Source organism: Variovorax sp. 10N412 (assembly GCF_056394985.1).
Genome location: NZ_JBFTIO010000001.1, coordinates 155,508 through 171,391 on the forward strand (window position 1 = coordinate 155,508; position 15,884 = coordinate 171,391).

Annotated in this window: 19 protein-coding genes; 6 read left to right on the plus strand and 13 right to left on the minus strand. The window is 67.7% G+C overall.

The genetic code is table 11. The annotated features are described in order from the left end of the window. Positions 1-13 precede the first annotated feature (13 nt). Genes hpnC through AC1DJH_RS00760 form a run of 4 tightly spaced genes read left to right on the plus strand, consistent with a single transcriptional unit; the run spans position 14 to position 3,334 of the window. A complete protein-coding gene (gene hpnC, locus AC1DJH_RS00745) occupies positions 14-928 on the plus strand; it encodes a squalene synthase HpnC (protein ID WP_478184363.1) in 915 nt (304 codons plus the stop codon). Then, positions 925-1,764 (plus strand): presqualene diphosphate synthase HpnD, encoded by an 840-nt coding sequence (hpnD, locus tag AC1DJH_RS00750; RefSeq protein ID WP_435483595.1) that lies wholly within the window; start codon positions 925-927, stop codon positions 1,762-1,764. The genes hpnC and hpnD overlap by 4 nt, the downstream gene beginning before the upstream one ends. Before the next feature lie 2 nt (positions 1,765-1,766). Beyond that, a complete protein-coding gene (hpnE, locus tag AC1DJH_RS00755) occupies positions 1,767-3,029 on the plus strand; it encodes a hydroxysqualene dehydroxylase HpnE (protein ID WP_478184364.1) in 1,263 nt (420 codons plus the stop codon). Then, entirely contained in the window at positions 3,026-3,334 is a 309-nt protein-coding gene (locus AC1DJH_RS00760; RefSeq protein WP_478184365.1) for a hypothetical protein, read from the plus strand. The genes hpnE and AC1DJH_RS00760 overlap by 4 nt, the downstream gene beginning before the upstream one ends. 9 nt (positions 3,335-3,343) lie before the next feature. On the opposite strand, the gene AC1DJH_RS00765 is transcribed toward AC1DJH_RS00760, so the two are convergent. Next, entirely contained in the window at positions 3,344-3,985 is a 642-nt protein-coding gene (locus AC1DJH_RS00765) for a LysE family translocator (protein WP_478184366.1), read from the minus strand. 120 nt (positions 3,986-4,105) lie between these two features. Between AC1DJH_RS00765 and AC1DJH_RS00770 the strand changes: the two genes are divergently transcribed. Next, a complete protein-coding gene (locus AC1DJH_RS00770) occupies positions 4,106-4,411 on the plus strand; it encodes an NIPSNAP family protein (RefSeq protein WP_435483591.1) in 306 nt (101 codons plus the stop codon). A 3-nt stretch (positions 4,412-4,414) separates the two neighbouring features. On the opposite strand, the gene AC1DJH_RS00775 is transcribed toward AC1DJH_RS00770, so the two are convergent. Then, positions 4,415-5,146: an HAD family hydrolase gene (locus AC1DJH_RS00775; RefSeq protein ID WP_472119364.1), complete on the minus strand. Its 732-nt coding sequence runs from the start codon at positions 5,144-5,146 to the stop codon at positions 4,415-4,417. A 15-nt stretch (positions 5,147-5,161) separates the two neighbouring features. On the opposite strand from AC1DJH_RS00775, the gene hemH reads away from it, so the two are divergent. Next, a complete protein-coding gene (gene hemH, locus AC1DJH_RS00780; RefSeq protein WP_472119362.1) occupies positions 5,162-6,193 on the plus strand; it encodes a ferrochelatase in 1,032 nt (343 codons plus the stop codon). A gap of 13 nt (positions 6,194-6,206) precedes the next feature. On the opposite strand, the gene AC1DJH_RS00785 is transcribed toward hemH, so the two are convergent. From AC1DJH_RS00785 to AC1DJH_RS00835, 11 genes are all read right to left on the minus strand, one after another. After that, positions 6,207-6,770, minus strand: a complete 564-nt coding sequence (locus tag AC1DJH_RS00785) for a thioredoxin family protein (protein WP_478184367.1) — start codon at positions 6,768-6,770, stop codon at positions 6,207-6,209. Positions 6,771-6,901: 131 nt separating this feature from the next. Beyond that, a complete protein-coding gene (locus AC1DJH_RS00790) occupies positions 6,902-7,408 on the minus strand; it encodes a DUF1993 domain-containing protein (RefSeq protein ID WP_478184368.1) in 507 nt (168 codons plus the stop codon). Between the two features lie 53 nt (positions 7,409-7,461). Next, positions 7,462-8,346: an alpha/beta fold hydrolase gene (locus AC1DJH_RS00795; RefSeq protein ID WP_478184369.1), complete on the minus strand. Its 885-nt coding sequence runs from the start codon at positions 8,344-8,346 to the stop codon at positions 7,462-7,464. Further along, the gene (locus AC1DJH_RS00800; protein ID WP_478184370.1) at positions 8,343-9,410 is read right to left on the minus strand and encodes a branched-chain amino acid ABC transporter permease; all 1,068 of its coding nucleotides are present in this window, start codon (positions 9,408-9,410) and stop codon (positions 8,343-8,345) included. The genes AC1DJH_RS00795 and AC1DJH_RS00800 overlap by 4 nt, the downstream gene beginning before the upstream one ends. Before the next feature lie 13 nt (positions 9,411-9,423). Beyond that, positions 9,424-10,407, minus strand: coding sequence for a branched-chain amino acid ABC transporter permease (locus tag AC1DJH_RS00805; protein ID WP_435483585.1), 984 nt, complete (start codon positions 10,405-10,407; stop codon positions 9,424-9,426). 151 nt (positions 10,408-10,558) lie between these two features. Continuing rightward, positions 10,559-11,287, minus strand: a complete 729-nt coding sequence (locus tag AC1DJH_RS00810; protein ID WP_478184371.1) for an ABC transporter ATP-binding protein — start codon at positions 11,285-11,287, stop codon at positions 10,559-10,561. A gap of 145 nt (positions 11,288-11,432) precedes the next feature. Beyond that, positions 11,433-12,200: an ABC transporter ATP-binding protein gene (locus tag AC1DJH_RS00815; RefSeq protein WP_435483583.1), complete on the minus strand. Its 768-nt coding sequence runs from the start codon at positions 12,198-12,200 to the stop codon at positions 11,433-11,435. A 47-nt stretch (positions 12,201-12,247) separates the two neighbouring features. After that, a complete protein-coding gene (locus AC1DJH_RS00820; RefSeq protein WP_478184372.1) occupies positions 12,248-13,702 on the minus strand; it encodes an extracellular catalytic domain type 2 short-chain-length polyhydroxyalkanoate depolymerase in 1,455 nt (484 codons plus the stop codon). Between the two features lie 203 nt (positions 13,703-13,905). Beyond that, positions 13,906-15,093, minus strand: a complete 1,188-nt coding sequence (locus AC1DJH_RS00825; protein ID WP_472119348.1) for a substrate-binding domain-containing protein — start codon at positions 15,091-15,093, stop codon at positions 13,906-13,908. Between the two features lie 132 nt (positions 15,094-15,225). Then, positions 15,226-15,453: a hypothetical protein gene (locus AC1DJH_RS00830; protein ID WP_478184373.1), complete on the minus strand. Its 228-nt coding sequence runs from the start codon at positions 15,451-15,453 to the stop codon at positions 15,226-15,228. A 56-nt stretch (positions 15,454-15,509) separates the two neighbouring features. Beyond that, the gene (locus AC1DJH_RS00835) at positions 15,510-15,848 is read right to left on the minus strand and encodes a hypothetical protein (protein ID WP_472119341.1); all 339 of its coding nucleotides are present in this window, start codon (positions 15,846-15,848) and stop codon (positions 15,510-15,512) included. Positions 15,849-15,884: the final 36 nt, after the last annotated feature.

Here is a 15,884-nt window from a genome sequence, read left to right on the forward strand (position 1 = left end):
GGACAATCGTCGCGTGTCCGCCACTCCCCACCTTGCCGCCCCACCGGCGCACTACGAGAACTTTCCGGTCGCGTCGTGGCTGTGCCCTCCGCACCTGCGAGCGCCCGTTGCCGCCATCTACCACTTCGCACGCACCGCCGACGACATCGCCGACGAAGGCAACGCCTCGCCCGGCGAGCGCCTGGCCGAGCTGCGCGCCTACCGCGAAGAACTCGCCGCCGCCGCGCAAGGCGAAGTGCTTGCGTCTTCGCGCTGGCCGCAGGTGTTCGGCCCGCTCGTGCACAGCATCGCCCGGCACGGGCTGCCCGAGGAGTTGCTCGCCGACCTGCTGAGCGCCTTCATGCAGGACATCGAGAAAACCCGCGACCGCGGCAGCTACGCCGACCGCGCCGAACTGCTCGACTACTGCCGCCGCTCCGCCAACCCCATCGGCCGGTTGCTGCTGCATCTGTATGGCGTGCACGACGCGCACGCGCTTGCGCAGAGCGACGCCATCTGCAGCGCGCTGCAGCTCATCAATTTCTGGCAGGACCCGAGCGTCGACCTGCCGCGCGGGCGCTTCTACTTTCCCCTGACCGACTGCGCCCGGCGCGGCCTGACACCCGAAAACTTCAAGGTATTTGCGCCGCTGACCCGCGTCGAACCTCCGCAGGAAGCTATTAATTTGATAGCAGTGGTGTCGCACTGGGCACGCGAGCTCATGACCGAAGGCGCCCCCCTCGTGCACCGCCTGCCGGGCCGCATGGGCTGGGAGCTGCGCTTTGTCGTGCAGGGCGGCCTGCGCATCCTCGACAAGATCGAGGACCTGGGCTTCGACACCTTCTCGCAGCGTCCCACCATCGGCAAGCTCGATGCGCCGGTGCTGCTCTGGAACGCCCTGCGGATGCGGAGACAATGGCGGCCCATGAAAGCAGCGCCTCCCCGATGAATCCCGAGCAATACGTGCAAGACAAGGCCGCCGCCTCGGGCAGCAGTTTCTATTACGCCTTCCTGTTCCTTCCCAAGCCGCGGCGCGCCGCGATCACCGCGTTCTACGCCTTCTGCCGCGAGGTCGACGACGTGGTCGACGAGGTCACCGACCCCGGCGTGGCCGCCACCAAGCTCGCCTGGTGGCGCACCGAGGTCGCCCAGGCCTTCGCCGGCACGCCGCACCATCCGGTGATGCAGGCCCTGATGCCGCACGTCGCGGCCTACGGCATCGAGGCGCGGCAGCTGCACGAAGTGATCGACGGCTGCCAGATGGACCTGGACCAGACCCGCTACCTCGACTTTCCCGGCCTTGCGCGCTACTGCCACCTGGTGGCCGGCGTGGTGGGCGAAGTCGCGGCGCGCATCTTCGGCCAGACCGATCCGCAGACCACCGCCTACGCCCACAAGCTGGGCCTGGCGCTGCAGCTCACGAACATCCTGCGCGACGTGGGCGAGGACGCCCTTCGCGGCCGCATCTACCTGCCGGTGAACGAACTGCAGAAGTTCGACGTGAAGGCGCATGAGATCCTGAACCGCGTGCACTCCGAACGCTTCGTCGCGCTGATGAAGTTCCAGGCCGAGCGCGCCCACGCGGCCTACGACGAAGCACTGTCGATGCTCCCGCTGGCCGACCGCCGCGCGCAGAAGCCGGGCCTGATGATGGCCAGCATCTACCGCACGCTGCTGCGCGAGATCGAGCATGACGACTTCCAGGTGCTGAACCAGCGCGTGAGCCTGACGCCGGTGCGCAAGTTGTGGCTGGCGTGGAAGGTTCAGGCGCTCGGGCGGATCTGAGCTTGAAAAAGACGACGGCCGTCATCGGCGCCGGCTGGGCCGGCCTCGCCTGCGCCGTCGAGGCCACGCGCCTGGGCCATGCCGTGACACTGTTCGAAGCCGCGCCGATGCCGGGCGGGCGCGCGCGCCGCGTCGACCACATGCACGGCATGGCGCTCGACAACGGCCAGCACATCCTCATCGGCGCGTACACCGCCACGCTCAAGCTGATGCGCGACGTCGGCGTCGATGTCGACCAGGCGCTGCTGCGCCTGCCGCTCTCGCTGCGCTTTGCCGACGGCGGCGGGCTCAAGCTGCCTCGATTGCCCGCGCCGCTCGACCTGCTGGTGGGCATATTCACAGCGCGCGGCTGGGCCTGGCGCGACAAGTCTTCGCTGCTGCGCACGGCAGTCCGCTGGCGGCTTGCCGGCTTCCGCTGCGCCGCGCACACCGCGGTCGCCGACCTGTGCGCCGGTCTCACGCCGCGCGTGATGAAGGAGCTGATCGAGCCGCTGTGCGTGTCGGCGCTCAATACGCCCGTGGGGCAGTCGAGCGGCGAAGTGTTCCTGCGCGTGCTGAAAGACGCGCTCTTCAGCGGCAGCGGTGGCGCCGACCTGCTGTTGCCGCGTGCCGACCTGGGCGCCCTGCTGCCCGATGCGGCGATTCGATGGTTGACGGCGAATGGCGCGGCCGTGCGCATCGGTCACCGCGTGCGCGCGATTGCGCCCGAAGCGGGCCTTTGGCGCGTTGACGAGGAAGTATTCGACCAGGTCGTGCTGGCCTGCGCGCCGTGGGACGCCGCGCGGCTGGTTCGCGCCTCAGGCCTGCCGGCCGACGCATGGTGCGCCACCACCGAGGCCCTGCGCTTCGAAGCCATCGCCACGGTCTACGTGCGCGGGGCTTCGCCGCTCGCCGAACCCATGCTCGCGCTGCGCAGCAACCCGGCCACGGCGCCCGCGCAGTTCGCCTTCGACAAAGGCCAGCTCGGCGGCCTGCACGGCGTGCTCGCCATGGTCGTCAGCGCCAACGAAACATCGCGCGAATTGCTGGAAGAACAGGTGATCGCACAAGCCGCCGCGCAACTGGGCCAGGCCAACCTGCAGCTCGTGCAGACCGTCGTCGAGAAGCGCGCCACCTTCGCCTGCACGCCCGCGCTCGCCAGACCCCCGTCAGCCATTGCGCAGGGCCTTCGAGCCTGCGGCGACTACATCGAAGGCCCCTACCCCGCCACGCTCGAAGGCGCGGTGCTCAGCGGGCTGGCCGCCGCCAAGGCATCGACCCCATGACGACCGAACTGCGCTATCTGGATTTCGACTACAGCGAAGACACCGAGGGCCACGGCACCTTCGACGCGATGGCATCGACCCCGCCGGACAAGACGCCCGAGGTGCGGGCCGAGATCGCGCGGGTGCTGGCCTGGGCCGAGGCCACCTTCCCCGGCGCGCGCGGACCCCTCGAAGAAGGCGCGATGTGGGATTACGACCTGCAGGAAACGCACGAAGACGAGCCGCGCTTCGACACCCTCACCTTCTCGCTGAGCGGCACCGAAGATTTCTGCGCGGCATTGCGCGAACAGTTCGCGCTCGACTGAAGAAAGCGCTCAGGCCGTCTTGTTGCGCAGGCGCAGCAGGCTCAGCCCCAGCAGCACGAACGCACCGCCCGACACCTTGTTGAACAGCCGCGTGCGGCGCGGGTCCGACAGCTGCTTGCGCAGCAGGCGCGCCAGCAGCACGTAGAACGCATGCGACAGCACCGAAGCCGCGGCGAAGGTGGCCGTCAGCACGGCGAACTGCATGGCGAGCGGCGCGTCCTGCGTCAGGAACTGCGGGAACAGCGCCGAGAAGAAAAGAATGCCCTTGGGGTTGGTCAGCGCCACCGTCAGGCCATGGCCGAACAGGCGCCAGCTCGAACGCGGCGAGCCTGCGGTGGGCGAGCCCTGCAGGTCGGCGAAAACGCTGCCCTGGCTGCGCCACTGCTTGATGCCCAGGTAGATCAGGTAGGCCGCGCCGGCCAGCTTCAGCACCATGAAGGCATGGGCCGAGGTAGCGAGCACCACACCCAGCCCGGCCATGGCGGCGGCGGACACCATGAACAACCCCATCGCGTTGCCCAGCGAACTGATCATGGCGCGGCGCGGGCCCACGGACATCGAATTCGAAACGGCAAGCAGCACCGCGGGGCCGGGCGTGAAGGCGACGAGCAAGGTCACGCCGCAGAAGAGGAGCCAGTTGGAGAAGTGCACTTGGAGTTTCCTGCGCGCCGCGGCGCCGCGACAGCTTGAAATGGGTGGGGCTGAAACTATAGTCAGGCCCGCGGATCGCCGCAGCCACCCCTCTCGATAACCCCCACGCCGAAACATCCCATGGTCACCTGCTACCTGCGCTACATCGTCGACGCCTACAAGCTCAAGGAATTCGAGCACTACGGCAAGCTGTGGATTCCACTGGTCGAGAAGTTCGGCGGCCAGCACCACGGCTACTTCCTGCCGTCGGAAGGCGTCAACAACGTCGCGCTGGCGATGTTTACCTTCCCGAGCCTGGCGGCCTACGAAAAGTACCGCGCCGACTCCATGCAGGACGCGGACTGCCAGGCCGCCTTCAAGTACGCGGAAGAAACCCGCTGCATCGTCAGCTACGAGCGCAGCTTCTTCCGCCCGGTCTTCAACTGAGGCTCAGGCGCCCAGCGCCACGCACAGCGCGTGCAGATTGGGCACGATCAGCTGTGGCCGCGCGTCGTGCGTCCACGGCCGCTCGTCGCGCACCAGCCATGCGGTCTGCATGCCGGCGTTGAGCGCGCCGACCACGTCGAGCTCCGCGTCGTCGCCCACGTGCAGCACGTCCTTGGGCAGCAGGCCGACCGAGGCCGCCGCCGCACGGAAGATCGGCGCATGCGGCTTGCCGCTGCCGAACGCCCGCGCATTGAAGGCGGTGCGAAACCACCGGCCCACGCCGGTCTTGTGGATGTCGGCATTGCCGTTGGAGACCGCCACCAGCGGATAGCGCTCGCTGAGCCACTTCAGCGCCGGCAGCGCGTCGTCGTACAGGGTTACGCGCTGGCGCTCCGCGAAGAAGGCGTCGAAGGCCGGGTCGGCGAGCGCCGGGTCTTCGCCCGCGCGACGCAGCGCGGTGCGTATCGATTCGCGGCGCAGCGCGCTCAGGTCGTGCGCCAGGTCGGAGCGCTCCTTGGCGGTGGCCTCGCGCAGTTCGCGCAGGATGCCGGGCGTCAGCAGCAGCGAAGCGGTCTTGGGTGCTTCGCGCAGCAGCCACGCTTGCAGCACGGCTTCGGCGCGTTCGATGGTCGGCCAGATCGGCCAGAGGGTGTCGTCGAGGTCCAGCGAGATCGCGCTGATGCGTTTCACATCGAGGGGCACAAAGCCCGACGGTGCCGAGGGAGCGGAGGTCATGCCCGAGAATATCGCATGCCACCAACCACCGAGACCGCTCCGTCGAGCAACCCGCGCACCGCCGTGCTCTGGTGCAACCTGGGTTCGCCCGACGCTCCCACCGCCGCCGCCGTGCGCCCCTACCTGGCGGACTTTCTGGGCGACCCGCGCGTGGTCGAGATCCCCAGGGCCATCTGGGCGCTGATATTGCACGGCATCATCCTGCGCGTGCGGCCGGCCAAGTCGGCCGCCAAGTACGCCAGCATCTGGATGCCCGAGGGCTCGCCGCTCAAGGTGTTCACGCAGAAGCAGGCCACGCTGCTGGCGGGCTGGCTCGGCGAACGCGGCCACCGCGTGGCGGTGCGCGACGCCATGCGCTACGCCAACCCGTCGATCGCCTCGCGGCTGGACGCGCTGCAGGCCGAAGGGGTCACCCGCGTGCTGGTGCTGCAGGCCTACCCGCAGTATTCGGCCACCACCACGGCCAGCGTGATCGACGCGGTGAACGACTGGACCCGCAAGCAGCGCCGCCTGCCCGAGTTCCGCTTCGTCAACGAATTCCACGACGACCCCGGCTACATCGACGCGCTGGCCCAGGGCATCGAGCGGCACTGGAAGACCGAAGGCCGCGGCGAGGTGCTGCTGATGAGCTTCCACGGCATTCCCGCGCGCAACATCGCGCTGGGCGACCCGTACCAGTCGCAGTGCCTGGAAACCGCGCGCCTGCTGGTGGCACGGCTGGGTCTTTCGCCGGCGCAGTACCGCGTGACCTTCCAGTCGCGCTTCGGCCGCGCCAAGTGGCTGGAGCCCTACACCGAGCCCACGCTGCGGGAACTCGGCGCTTCGGGCGTGAAGCGCGTCGACGTGGTGTGCCCCGGCTTCCCGGCCGACTGCCTCGAGACGCTGGAAGAAATTGCCATGGAAGGCCGCGAGGCCTTCATGCACGCCGGCGGCCAGGCCTTCAGCTACATCCCCTGTCTCAACGACAGCCCGGCATGGATCACCGCGCTGGCCAACATCGCCGAACGCAACCTCGCGGGCTGGCCCACACAGGCAGTGCAGCGATAGATAGCCTGCGCGTTCAGCCCGCCGCCTTGCGCGCCAGCAGCGCCTCGATCGCGGCCTCCATCTCGGCGTACTCCCCTTCGCCGAAGTGCTGTCGCATCACCTGCCCCTTGCCGTCGACCAGGTAGAAGGCCGGCCAGTACTGGTTGTCGTAGGCCTTCCAGGTGACGAAGCCGTTGTCCTGCGCCACCGGGTAGCGGATGTGGAAGCGCTCGACGGCGTCCTGCACATTGCGCGTGAGTTTCTCGTAGGCGAACTCGGGCGAATGCACGCCCACCACGGTGAAGCCCCGGTCCTTGTACGTCTCGTACCAGCGCACCACGTGCGGCAGCGTGCGAATGCAGTTGATGCATGAGTAGGTCCAGAAATCGACCAGCACCACCTGCCCGGCCAGGCCCTTCAGCGTGAGCGGCTCCGAGTTGAGCCACTTGTCGATGCCCGCGAATTCGGGGGCCTTGCCGTAGTCCCGCAGGCCCGGCGACGCGGCGAATGCACTGCGCACCGGCCAGCCGCCGCCCGCCGCCGCCACGAGTGCGGACGACCCGGCGGCGAGCCCCGAGAACGCCCTTCTGGACAACATCTTCATGATCGCAACCCCCGTTCGTGTCAGACCGACAGCGGTCAGGTGCGATTGTTGGCGGCGCACGCCGGGCGTGCGCATGTGTCACGGCAATTTGAAATCTGTCACGGCGCCGTGAAGGCGCGCGCGCTTCAGAACTTGCCCAGGTAGTCCAGCTTGCCGATCGGCATGCCCTTGTGGCGCAGCACGTCGTAGGCCGTCGTCACATGGAAGAAGAAGTTCGGCAGCGCGAACTGCAGCAGGTAGCGTTGCGCGGTGAAATGCGCCTCGCCACCGCCGGCCTTGATGACCACGTCGTGTTCCTCCTGGCCGTCGACCTGCGCGCGCTCCACGGACGCCAGGAAGGCTTGCGTCTTCGCGATGCGCGCCACCAGGTCGTCCCAGGTCTTTTCCTCGTCGGGGAAGCTCGGCGCGGTGATGCCGGCGATGCGGGCCACGCCGAGCTTGGAGGCGTCGCTCGCACGCTGGACCTGGCCGGCCAGCGTGAGCATGTCGGGTGCCAGGCGGGCCTCGACCAGCGTGGCCGGGTCGATGCCATGGGCCTTGGCGTGCGCCAGGCTCTTGTCGAGCAGGTGGGTGAGTTGTCCGAGTCCGCGGGTGAAGACGGGCACGGACAGGTCGTACATCGAGAGTGCCATGGTGGTCGAGGCCTTGTGGTGGTGGTCGGCGGCGATTGTGCTGCCGCCGCGCCTCAGGCGCCCGCCGCGCGGATAAACCCTTCGACCGGCAAGAGTTGCTCCGGCACGTTCAGCGCGGGCGCGTGGCCGCAGGCAGGCACTTCGATCACCTGCAGCCTGCCCGCGGCGCCGGGGCCGCGCAGGCGCATCCGTTCGAGCACCTCGGGCAGCACCAGGTCGGACTCGGCCCCGCGCAGGCACAGCACCGGCACCTCGATGGCGTCGTAGTGCGGCCAGATCAGGTAGTCGTTGTCGTGCGCGCTGAACTGGCGGACCATGGCCGGGTCGTAGTGCGGCGTGACACGGCCGTCAGCCAGGCGCCGCGTGGAGCTTTCGGTGAGGCGGCGCCATTGCGCATCGCTCAGCCAGCCGTAGGGCTTGTAGACCGTGCGAAAGAACGCCTCCAGCTCGGCCACCGTGTCGAACGCGGGCGGCTGGCCTGCGTAGGCGCGGATGCGCTCGATGGCGGCCTGCGCGAGTTCGGGCGCGTTGTCGTTGAGCACCAGGCTCGCGATGCGCGCCTTCATGCGCGGCTCGAACAGCCCCGAGGCGCAGACGGTGCCGATGGCGCCGCCCATCGAGGTGCCGACCCAGTGCACGCGCTCCAGCTGCAGTTCGTCGCACAGCGCGTTGGCGATGCGCGCGTAGAACGCGAGCGTGTATTCCTCGTCCGGCAGCGGGCTCCACTGGCTGAGCCCCCGCCCGAGGGTGTCGGGGCAGATCACGCGAAAGCCGCGCGCGGCGAAGTGCTGCGCCAGCTCGTCCATGTCGCGCCCGGTGCGCGCCAGGCCGTGCCAGGCGATGACCACCGGGGCGTCGGCGGCGCCCCATTCGAGCCAATGGATCTCGCGGCCCGCCAGCTGCGCATAGCGCGACGTGGGAATGAGGTGGTCGCTCATCGCGCAGCCCTTGCTCGGAGTTTGCCGACGATGCCCGTCGGAAAGTAATAGACGGACAGCACGAACAGCACGCCCAGCCACAGCAGCCAGCGGTCGGGCGACAGCAGCGCGGCCAGCCATGGCAGGCCGCTCGCGGCCTCGCTGCCCACGCGCAGCAGGTCCTGCAGGTAGCTCTGCGCAATGACGAACAGCACCGCGCCGATGGCCGCGCCGTAGATCGTGCCCATGCCGCCGATCACCACGATGAGCAGCACGTCGATCATGATCTCGAAGCTCAGCGAAGTGTCGGGGCCGTTGTAGCGCAGCCAGATGGCCAGCATGGCGCCGGCCAGCGTGGCGAACAGCGCGGACAGCACGGCCGCCGTGGTGCGGTACACCACCACGCGGTAGCCGACGGCCTCGGCGCGGAACTCGTTCTCGCGGATGGCCTGCAGCACGCGCCCGAACGGCGAGTTCACGATGCGCAGCAGCGCGAGCACCAGCACCACCGCCGCCACGAACAGCAGGTAGTAGCACAGCAGCCGGCCGTCGAGCGACACGCCCAGGAACGGGTCTTCCGAGAACTCGAAGCTCGGCGAGATCAGCTCGGGCATCTTGAAGGTCAGGCCGTCTTCGCCGCCGGTGAAGTCCGACAGCTGCGAGGCCAGCGTCTGGAAGGCCGAGGCCACGGCCAGCGTGATCATCGCGAAGAAGATCGCGCGCACCCGCAGCGAGAACAGCCCGATGGCGAACGACAGCACCAGCGAGACCGCCAGCGACGCGCCCAGCCCCACCAGCACCGCGCCCCAGTTGGGCCCCAGCCGCGACGCCGAGATGGCAATGCCGTACGCGCCGATGCCGAAGAACATCGTGTGCGCGAAGCTCACGATGCCGGTGTAGCCCAGCAGCAGGTCGAAGCTGGCCACCAGCACCACGAACACCAGGATCTTGGCCGCGACGCTCAGCGCCTTCACGCCCGGGAAGATGAACGGCGCGAACGCCAGCGCGATGAACAGCACCACCAGCAGCAGCGCCAGCAGGCGGCTGCGCGGCATGTCGTTGGAGAGAAGTCGTTTCAGGAACATGACGGCTTTCTCCTCAACGGTTGGCCACGGGGTACACGCCCTGCGGGCGCCACAGCAGCACGGCCACCATGAGGAAGATGCTCGCGAACTGCGTGACCGTCGGCAGCAGGAAGCCGATGTAGTTGGTCATCAGCCCCACCAGCAGCGCGCCGATGAGCGCCCCGCCCGTCGAGCCCAGCCCGCCGATGATGATGACGATGAAGATCAGCACGTTGACCTGCGCGCCCATCTGCGGCACCAGGTTCTGCTGGAACAGCCCCCACATCACGCCGCCCAGGCCGGCCAGCGCGCTGCCCACCACGAACACGCCGACGAAGAGGCGCCCGATGCGGTAGCCCAGCGACTCGACCATCTCGCGGTCCTGCACGCCGGCGCGAATGAGCAGGCCGATCTTGGTGCGGCCCAGCGTCCAGGCGAGCACGCCGAACACCACCACACCCACGGCCACCGCGAGCAGGCGGTACTTGCTGATGGCCGCGTCGCCGATGAGCAACGAGCCGCGCAGCGCTTCGGGCAGCGGCAGCGGAACCTGCGCCGGGCCCCAGATCACCTTGATGAGCTCCTCGCCGATGATCATGCCGCCCATGGTGATGAGGATCTGCTTCAGATGCTGGCCGTACACGGGCCGCACGATGAAGCGCTCGAACGCGAGGCCGACCGCACCGGCCACGAGCATCGCGACCAGCATGGCCGGGAACACCGCCACCAGGTTGCGCCACAGCTCGCCCGAGCCCGTCCAGTCGCCCATCAGGCCGAGCACGCTGCTCGCCACGAAGGCGCCGAGCGCGATGAACACGCCATGGCCGAAGTTCAGCACGTCCATCAGCCCGAACACCAGCGTGAGGCCCGAGGCGATGATGAAGATGATCATGCCCATCGCCAGGCCCGCGACCGTGAGCGTGAGCCAGGTGGAGAAGGAGCCGGTGAGCGGCAGCGCGACCAGTGCGAGCACCGGGGCGAGGAGCAGGGGCTTCCAGTCGAAGTCGATCTTGGTCATGCGCGCGGTCCCTCTTGCTCTTGCTCCTTCCCCCTCTGGGGGAAGGCTGGGATGGGGGCTGACGGCGCTGGCAAGGCCGCACTGCATCGAAGGCCGCGAGCCCCCACCCCGACCCTCCCCCAGAGGGGGAGGGAGACATACGTCGAATACTTCATAGAGCCAGTCCAAGCAGCGATTGCTGCAGTTGCGCATCCGCGGAAAACGCCGCCATCGAGCCGGCGTGCACCACGCGCCCGTTGTCCATCACCGCGACGGTGTCGCCCAGGCGCTGGGCGAAATTGATGTTCTGCTCGACCAGCAGGATGGTCACGCCGCTGCGCTTGAGCTCGGCGAAGGCATCGATCATGTTGTTGATCATCACGGGCGCCAGCCCCTTGCTGGGCTCGTCGATGATGAGCAGCTCGCGCGGCTCCACGATGGCGCGCGACACGGCCAGCATCTGCTTCTGCCCGCCCGAGAGCTTGCCCGCCGGGTGGTTCCAGAACTTCTCGACCGCGGGAAAGAGCTTGAAGATCCACTTCAGGCGCGTGTCGTCGATCTGCTGCGCGTTCTTCGCGCCGCGCGCGGCCAGCAGCATGTTCTCCTTCACCGTGAGGTCGGAGAAGATGCCCATGTTCTCGGGCACGTAGGCGATGCCCAGGCCGGCGATCTGCGGCGTGTGCTGCGTCGTGATTTCTTTGTCGCCGAAGCGCACCCTGCCCTGCGACGCATGCCACAGGCCCATGATGGTTCGCAGCGTGGTCGTCTTGCCCGCGCCGTTGCGCCCCAGCAGCATGGTGAGCTGGCCGCGCGGCACGGCGAGGTCGACGCCGTGGAGGATGTGATACGCCCCGATGTGCGTGTGCACGCCTTCGAGGGTCAGCAGGTTGTTGGTGCTCATAGGTCTTGCTCCTTCCCCTTCCGGGGGAAGGCTGGGATGGGGGCGAGCGGCGCTTGAAAGGCTGCTGCGAGGTGAAGGCCGCGGGCCCCCACCCCTGCCCTCCCCCGGAGGGGGAGGGAGAAATTCGAATTCATCGGGACCGTGTTCATGCCGCGGCCTCCTTCGCAATGCCCAGGTAGGCCTCCTGCACCACCGGCGAGGCGATCACCTCCGCCGGTTCGCCGTCGGCCACCAGCGTGCCGTTGTGCAGCACGATGATGCGGTCGGCCAGCTCGCGCACCACGTCCATCTTGTGTTCGACCAGCAGGATGGTCTTGGTCTTGTCCTGCTTGAGCTTGCGGATCAGGTCGAGGATGACCGGCGCCTCGGCCGCGTTCATGCCGGCCGTGGGTTCGTCGAACATGAACACCTTGGGCTCCAGCGCCATCAGCAGCGCCACCTCCAGCTTGCGCTGGTCGCCGTGCGGCAGGCTGGCCACGGTGGCGTGCTCGCGCGACTTCAGCGCCACGTCGGCCAGGATCTGGTCGGCGCGCTCGGTCAGCGCCCTGTGGTCGCTCCAGATGCTCCACAGGTTCAGGCCGCGCCGGTGCGCACCCTCGCGCGTGGCCTGCACCGCGAGGCGCACGTTCTCCAGCACCGTGAGGTTGGGGAACAGGTTGGTCAGCTGGAAGGCCCGCCCCAGGCCCGCGTGCGTGCGCGCCGACGGCGACAGGCCCGACAGCAGTTGCCCGTCGAGCGTCACCGTGCCGGCGCTTGCCTTGAGCTGGCCCGAGATCAGGTTGAAGTAGGTGGTCTTGCCCGCCCCGTTGGGGCCGACGATGGCCGTCAGCGTGCCCGGCGCGAAGGCGCAGCTCACGTTGTTGACGGCCACGTGCCCACCGAAGCGGATGGTCAGTTCTCGGGTCTCAAGCATCGTTGGTCATTGCAAATCGAAAGTCGGAAAAGTGCGCATGAAGGGCCTCAACAGCTGCCGATCACGTAGTAGCCGGGGCCGGTCTGCTTCAGCGTGGTGGTGGCGTAGATGTTCCACAGCCCCATCGACTGGTTCGAGCCGTAGGCATAGGTCAGCCCGTACAGCGCGTAGGCGCGCCCGGCGATGGTGTGCGTGTAGTTGCTCGCGGTGTAGCAGGTGCCGCCACCACCACCGCTGCCTGCGGTGGTCGCGCCCGTGGCCGCGCTCGACATCGCGCCTTCCACGTTGCTCGCGTTCAGGGCCGCCACGGTCCAGCTGTAGCTGGTCGACGCGGCCAGGCCGGTGTCGGTGTAGCTGGTGGCGGCGACCGGCGCGGCGTTGACCTTGCTGCCGCCGCGGTACACGTTGTAGCCGCTGGCACCGGCCACGCCGGCCCAGCCGATCACCATGCTGCTGGCGGTCGCGCCCGAGGTGCCCACGCCCACCGGCGCCGGCAGGCCGCTGCCGCCGGCCGAGCCGGTGACGCGGTCGATCATGGCCTTCATCGCCGCCATCTGCGGGCCCGACTTCTTCGCGTAGTTGGCGCTGTCGTAGCCCCACCAGTCCCAGCAGCTGTTGGTGGCCGCGGTGCTGGTCTGCGGGTACAGCAGCACGATGTTGTTGGTGTCGGCCCAGCGGTTGTAGCCGGTCTTCTTCACGTACTGGTCGCTCACGTCGCTGTAGTTCTGCTTGCAGCCGTGCAGCACCAGGTGCACGCGGCACGACGTGGTGGTGCAAGCCTGTGGCACGTAGAGCCAGCCGGTGGCGGCCATGCCGTGGCCGGTGATGAATTCCGACTGGTTGAACTCGGTGAAGGTGCCGCCCGGCGCGCCGTTGTTGCGCGGATTCAGCGGCCCGTACAGCTGCGTGAGGATCTCGCCCGCGAGGTCGAAGCCGCAGTTGTTGATGTAGGGCGCGGCGGTGCTGCTGCAGGCGCCGCCGTAGTCGTCGGTGACCATCGCGTGGCCGGCGCCGACGTTGTTCCTGTAGACGACGTTGGCCGCGGGCACGAAGCTCTGGTAGTAGGTCTTCAGGTCGTCCATCACCGGCTGCTTCACGGTGTTATCGGAGGTGCCCGAGAACAGGTACACCTTGGAGCCGGTCAGGTTCGACACCGGATCGACGGTGCCGCTGGCAGCCCAGCTGTTGGTGGTGCTCACGAGCGAGGACACCGGGATGCTGGTGCTGTGCGTCATGCAGCGACCCGTGGCGTTGAGCACCGAGCCCTCGGCGCAGTAGTACGGGCCGCCGGCCACCACGCCGGCGCCGCGCTTGAAGGTGGCCGAATAGGCCACGTGCAGCTGCACCGACATGAAGCCGCCGGCCGACAGGCCCGACACGCTCACCTCCGCCGGGTTGGCGCCCAGCGCCGGCAGCGGCACCGCCGCCGTCGCGGCATGCGCCGCCATTGCCATGGCCGCGGCTGCGGCCATCCCCTTCCAGTTGAATCTCATCGCTGGCATCGCTGTCTCCTGTTTTTAGGTGTGTCGAACGCTTGCTTGCTGACGAATCGGCCGTGGAAACGCGCCCTGCGAGAACGCTGGCGCTTCGCCCGGCGGCCATCCGGGGCGAAATGGGGGGCGGCGCCTAGGGATCGCTGAACTTTCAAGAACACCGCGGAGCCGGCTTTGCCGGGCCGCAGGTGCGCGCAGCCTGGGGGCGAGCCTTACCTTTTGTTCTTGATGGGGATGTCCATCTCTTCGGGCTTGATCTCGTGCACCAGCTCCGGCACGCCCCAGGCGAACGCCGGGTCGACCTTGATCTTGAAGTGGTACATCGACTGCATGGCCTGGTGGTCTTCCTTGCGGAAGGTCATCTTGCCCTTGGGCGTGTCGAAGCTCATGCCCTCCATGGTGCTGATGAGCTTGTTGGTGTTGGTGTCGCCGTTGGTCTTCTTCAGCGCCGTCACCACCGCCATCGCGGCCGAGAAACCGCCGGCCGTGAAGAAGTCCGGCGGCGACTTGAATTCCTTGTAGTGCGCCGACACCATGGCGTCGTTCACCGGGTTCTTCGGCAGGCCGAAGTAGTAGTACGCCGCGCCTTCCATGCCCGGCAGGCTCTTGTAGGCCGCCATGGCCGGCAGGATGTTGCCGCCGGTGGCGATCTCGATGCCGTAGCGCTTCAGGTCGAGGTCGACGATCTTGAACGGGTTGCCCGCGCCGGCCCACACGATCCAGATGATCTTGCGGCCCGGCTGGTCCTTCAGCTTGTCGATCAGGCGCTGCGCGCCGGCGGTGAAGTCGGTGGTGGCGGGCGGCAGGTATTCCTCATGGACCAGCTTGGCCTTCTTCAGCGCGGAGCCGAAGGCCTTCACGCCGTCGCGGCCGAAGGCGTTGTCCTGCGCCAGCGTGGCGACGGTGACGCCGGCCTTGTCGACGGCCACCGCGTTGGAAATCGCGTCCTGGCTCGAATTGCGGCCGGTGCGGAAGATGTACTTGTTCCACTTATCGCCGGTGATCGAGTCGGCCACGGCGGGTTCGACCAGCAGGATCTTCTTGTACTCCTCGGCCACCGGCAGCATGGCCAGCGCCACGCCCGAGGCGGTCGGGCCGACGGCCAGCGCGGCCTTGTCGTCCGAGTAGGCGGCCGCCAGCAGCGACTTGCCGAGGTCGGGCTTGCCCTGGTCGTCCTTCTCGATGACGACGATCTTCTTGCCGTTGACGGCCATGGTGCCGCCGGTGGCGTAGTCCAGTCCCATCATGAAACCGGTCTGGGTCTGCTTGCCGTAGGCCTCCAGCGCGCCGGTCTTGCTGTAGATGTGGGCGATGCGAATTTCGTTGGATTGAGCCCAGGCGGGCGCGGCGGCTGCGCAGGCGGCAAGTGCGGCCAGGGCGACGAGGTGGCGACGGTTCATTCTTTGTCTCCTGATTGAGGTGACTGAATATTGCACACTTCGTGCCACGCGCTAAGCCATTGATAACAAACGTTTCTCCATTCGAGAAACGGCGACTTCGACTGGAATCAGAACACTTGCACTGTCTGAATTTCAGTCAATTGCCTTTTTATCAGTCAGGGTTTTCGCGGAGGCTTGGCGCTCGGCGATCCATTGCTTGAACTGCCGCTCGGCCTGCATGCGGAACTCGTTGCGCGCGTGGTTGCAGGCGGCGTGGGCCAGGCGGCGGTGTTTTGGCGACCGCACGCCGCCGAAGGTCGAGTCGACGAGGTGCTCGACGGTGGCGGATTCAGGTCGGCCGAACGGCTCGCTGAAGTCCATCGGAAGGCCGCACCAGTGGCAATTGGGGCCGAAGGTGGAACGCAGGGCTTGCACGCTCACAGGCTTGCGTACTCCAGAATTTCCTGGCCCATCAGGTTGCAGTCCTTGCCCGACACGTAATAGATGAGCCGCATGCGGTAGTTGCCCTTGTAGATCGAGCCCCACACCTCCAGCACCTTGAACTGCTGCTGCTTGTTGGCGGGGTTGCGGATCGGCGGCATTTCCTTGACGGCGGGGTCGATCTGGATGCGGTCGTCCTCGCCGAAGTGGAAGGTCAGCAGCTTCCTGGCGCGAGAAACGGCTTCACTCGCGCACTGGGGCGCGGGCGCCGCGCTGGCGAAGCTGGCGGTGGCGCAGGCCGCAACGAGCACAAGGGAACGGATCGATGTCTTCATGAATGCAAAACAGGAGGATGGCCGGAGGAAGCGAGA

Coding starts and splice junctions, on each gene's coding strand:
- AC1DJH_RS00825 (WP_472119348.1), bottom strand. CDS start 15,093: ATGAACCGTCGCCACCTCGTCGCCCTGGCCGCACTTGCCGCCTGCGCA.
- AC1DJH_RS00760 (WP_478184365.1), top strand. CDS start 3,026: ATGACGACCGAACTGCGCTATCTGGATTTCGACTACAGCGAAGACACC.
- hpnD (WP_435483595.1), top strand. CDS start 925: ATGAATCCCGAGCAATACGTGCAAGACAAGGCCGCCGCCTCGGGCAGC.
- AC1DJH_RS00815 (WP_435483583.1), bottom strand. CDS start 12,200: ATGCTTGAGACCCGAGAACTGACCATCCGCTTCGGTGGGCACGTGGCC.
- AC1DJH_RS00790 (WP_478184368.1), bottom strand. CDS start 7,408: ATGGCACTCTCGATGTACGACCTGTCCGTGCCCGTCTTCACCCGCGGA.
- AC1DJH_RS00795 (WP_478184369.1), bottom strand. CDS start 8,346: ATGAGCGACCACCTCATTCCCACGTCGCGCTATGCGCAGCTGGCGGGC.
- AC1DJH_RS00820 (WP_478184372.1), bottom strand. CDS start 13,702: ATGCCAGCGATGAGATTCAACTGGAAGGGGATGGCCGCAGCCGCGGCC.
- hemH (WP_472119362.1), top strand. CDS start 5,162: ATGCCACCAACCACCGAGACCGCTCCGTCGAGCAACCCGCGCACCGCC.
- AC1DJH_RS00835 (WP_472119341.1), bottom strand. CDS start 15,848: ATGAAGACATCGATCCGTTCCCTTGTGCTCGTTGCGGCCTGCGCCACC.
- AC1DJH_RS00775 (WP_472119364.1), bottom strand. CDS start 5,146: ATGACCTCCGCTCCCTCGGCACCGTCGGGCTTTGTGCCCCTCGATGTG.
- AC1DJH_RS00805 (WP_435483585.1), bottom strand. CDS start 10,407: ATGACCAAGATCGACTTCGACTGGAAGCCCCTGCTCCTCGCCCCGGTG.
- AC1DJH_RS00830 (WP_478184373.1), bottom strand. CDS start 15,453: ATGGACTTCAGCGAGCCGTTCGGCCGACCTGAATCCGCCACCGTCGAG.
- AC1DJH_RS00800 (WP_478184370.1), bottom strand. CDS start 9,410: ATGTTCCTGAAACGACTTCTCTCCAACGACATGCCGCGCAGCCGCCTG.
- AC1DJH_RS00770 (WP_435483591.1), top strand. CDS start 4,106: ATGGTCACCTGCTACCTGCGCTACATCGTCGACGCCTACAAGCTCAAG.
- AC1DJH_RS00810 (WP_478184371.1), bottom strand. CDS start 11,287: ATGAGCACCAACAACCTGCTGACCCTCGAAGGCGTGCACACGCACATC.
- AC1DJH_RS00785 (WP_478184367.1), bottom strand. CDS start 6,770: ATGTTGTCCAGAAGGGCGTTCTCGGGGCTCGCCGCCGGGTCGTCCGCA.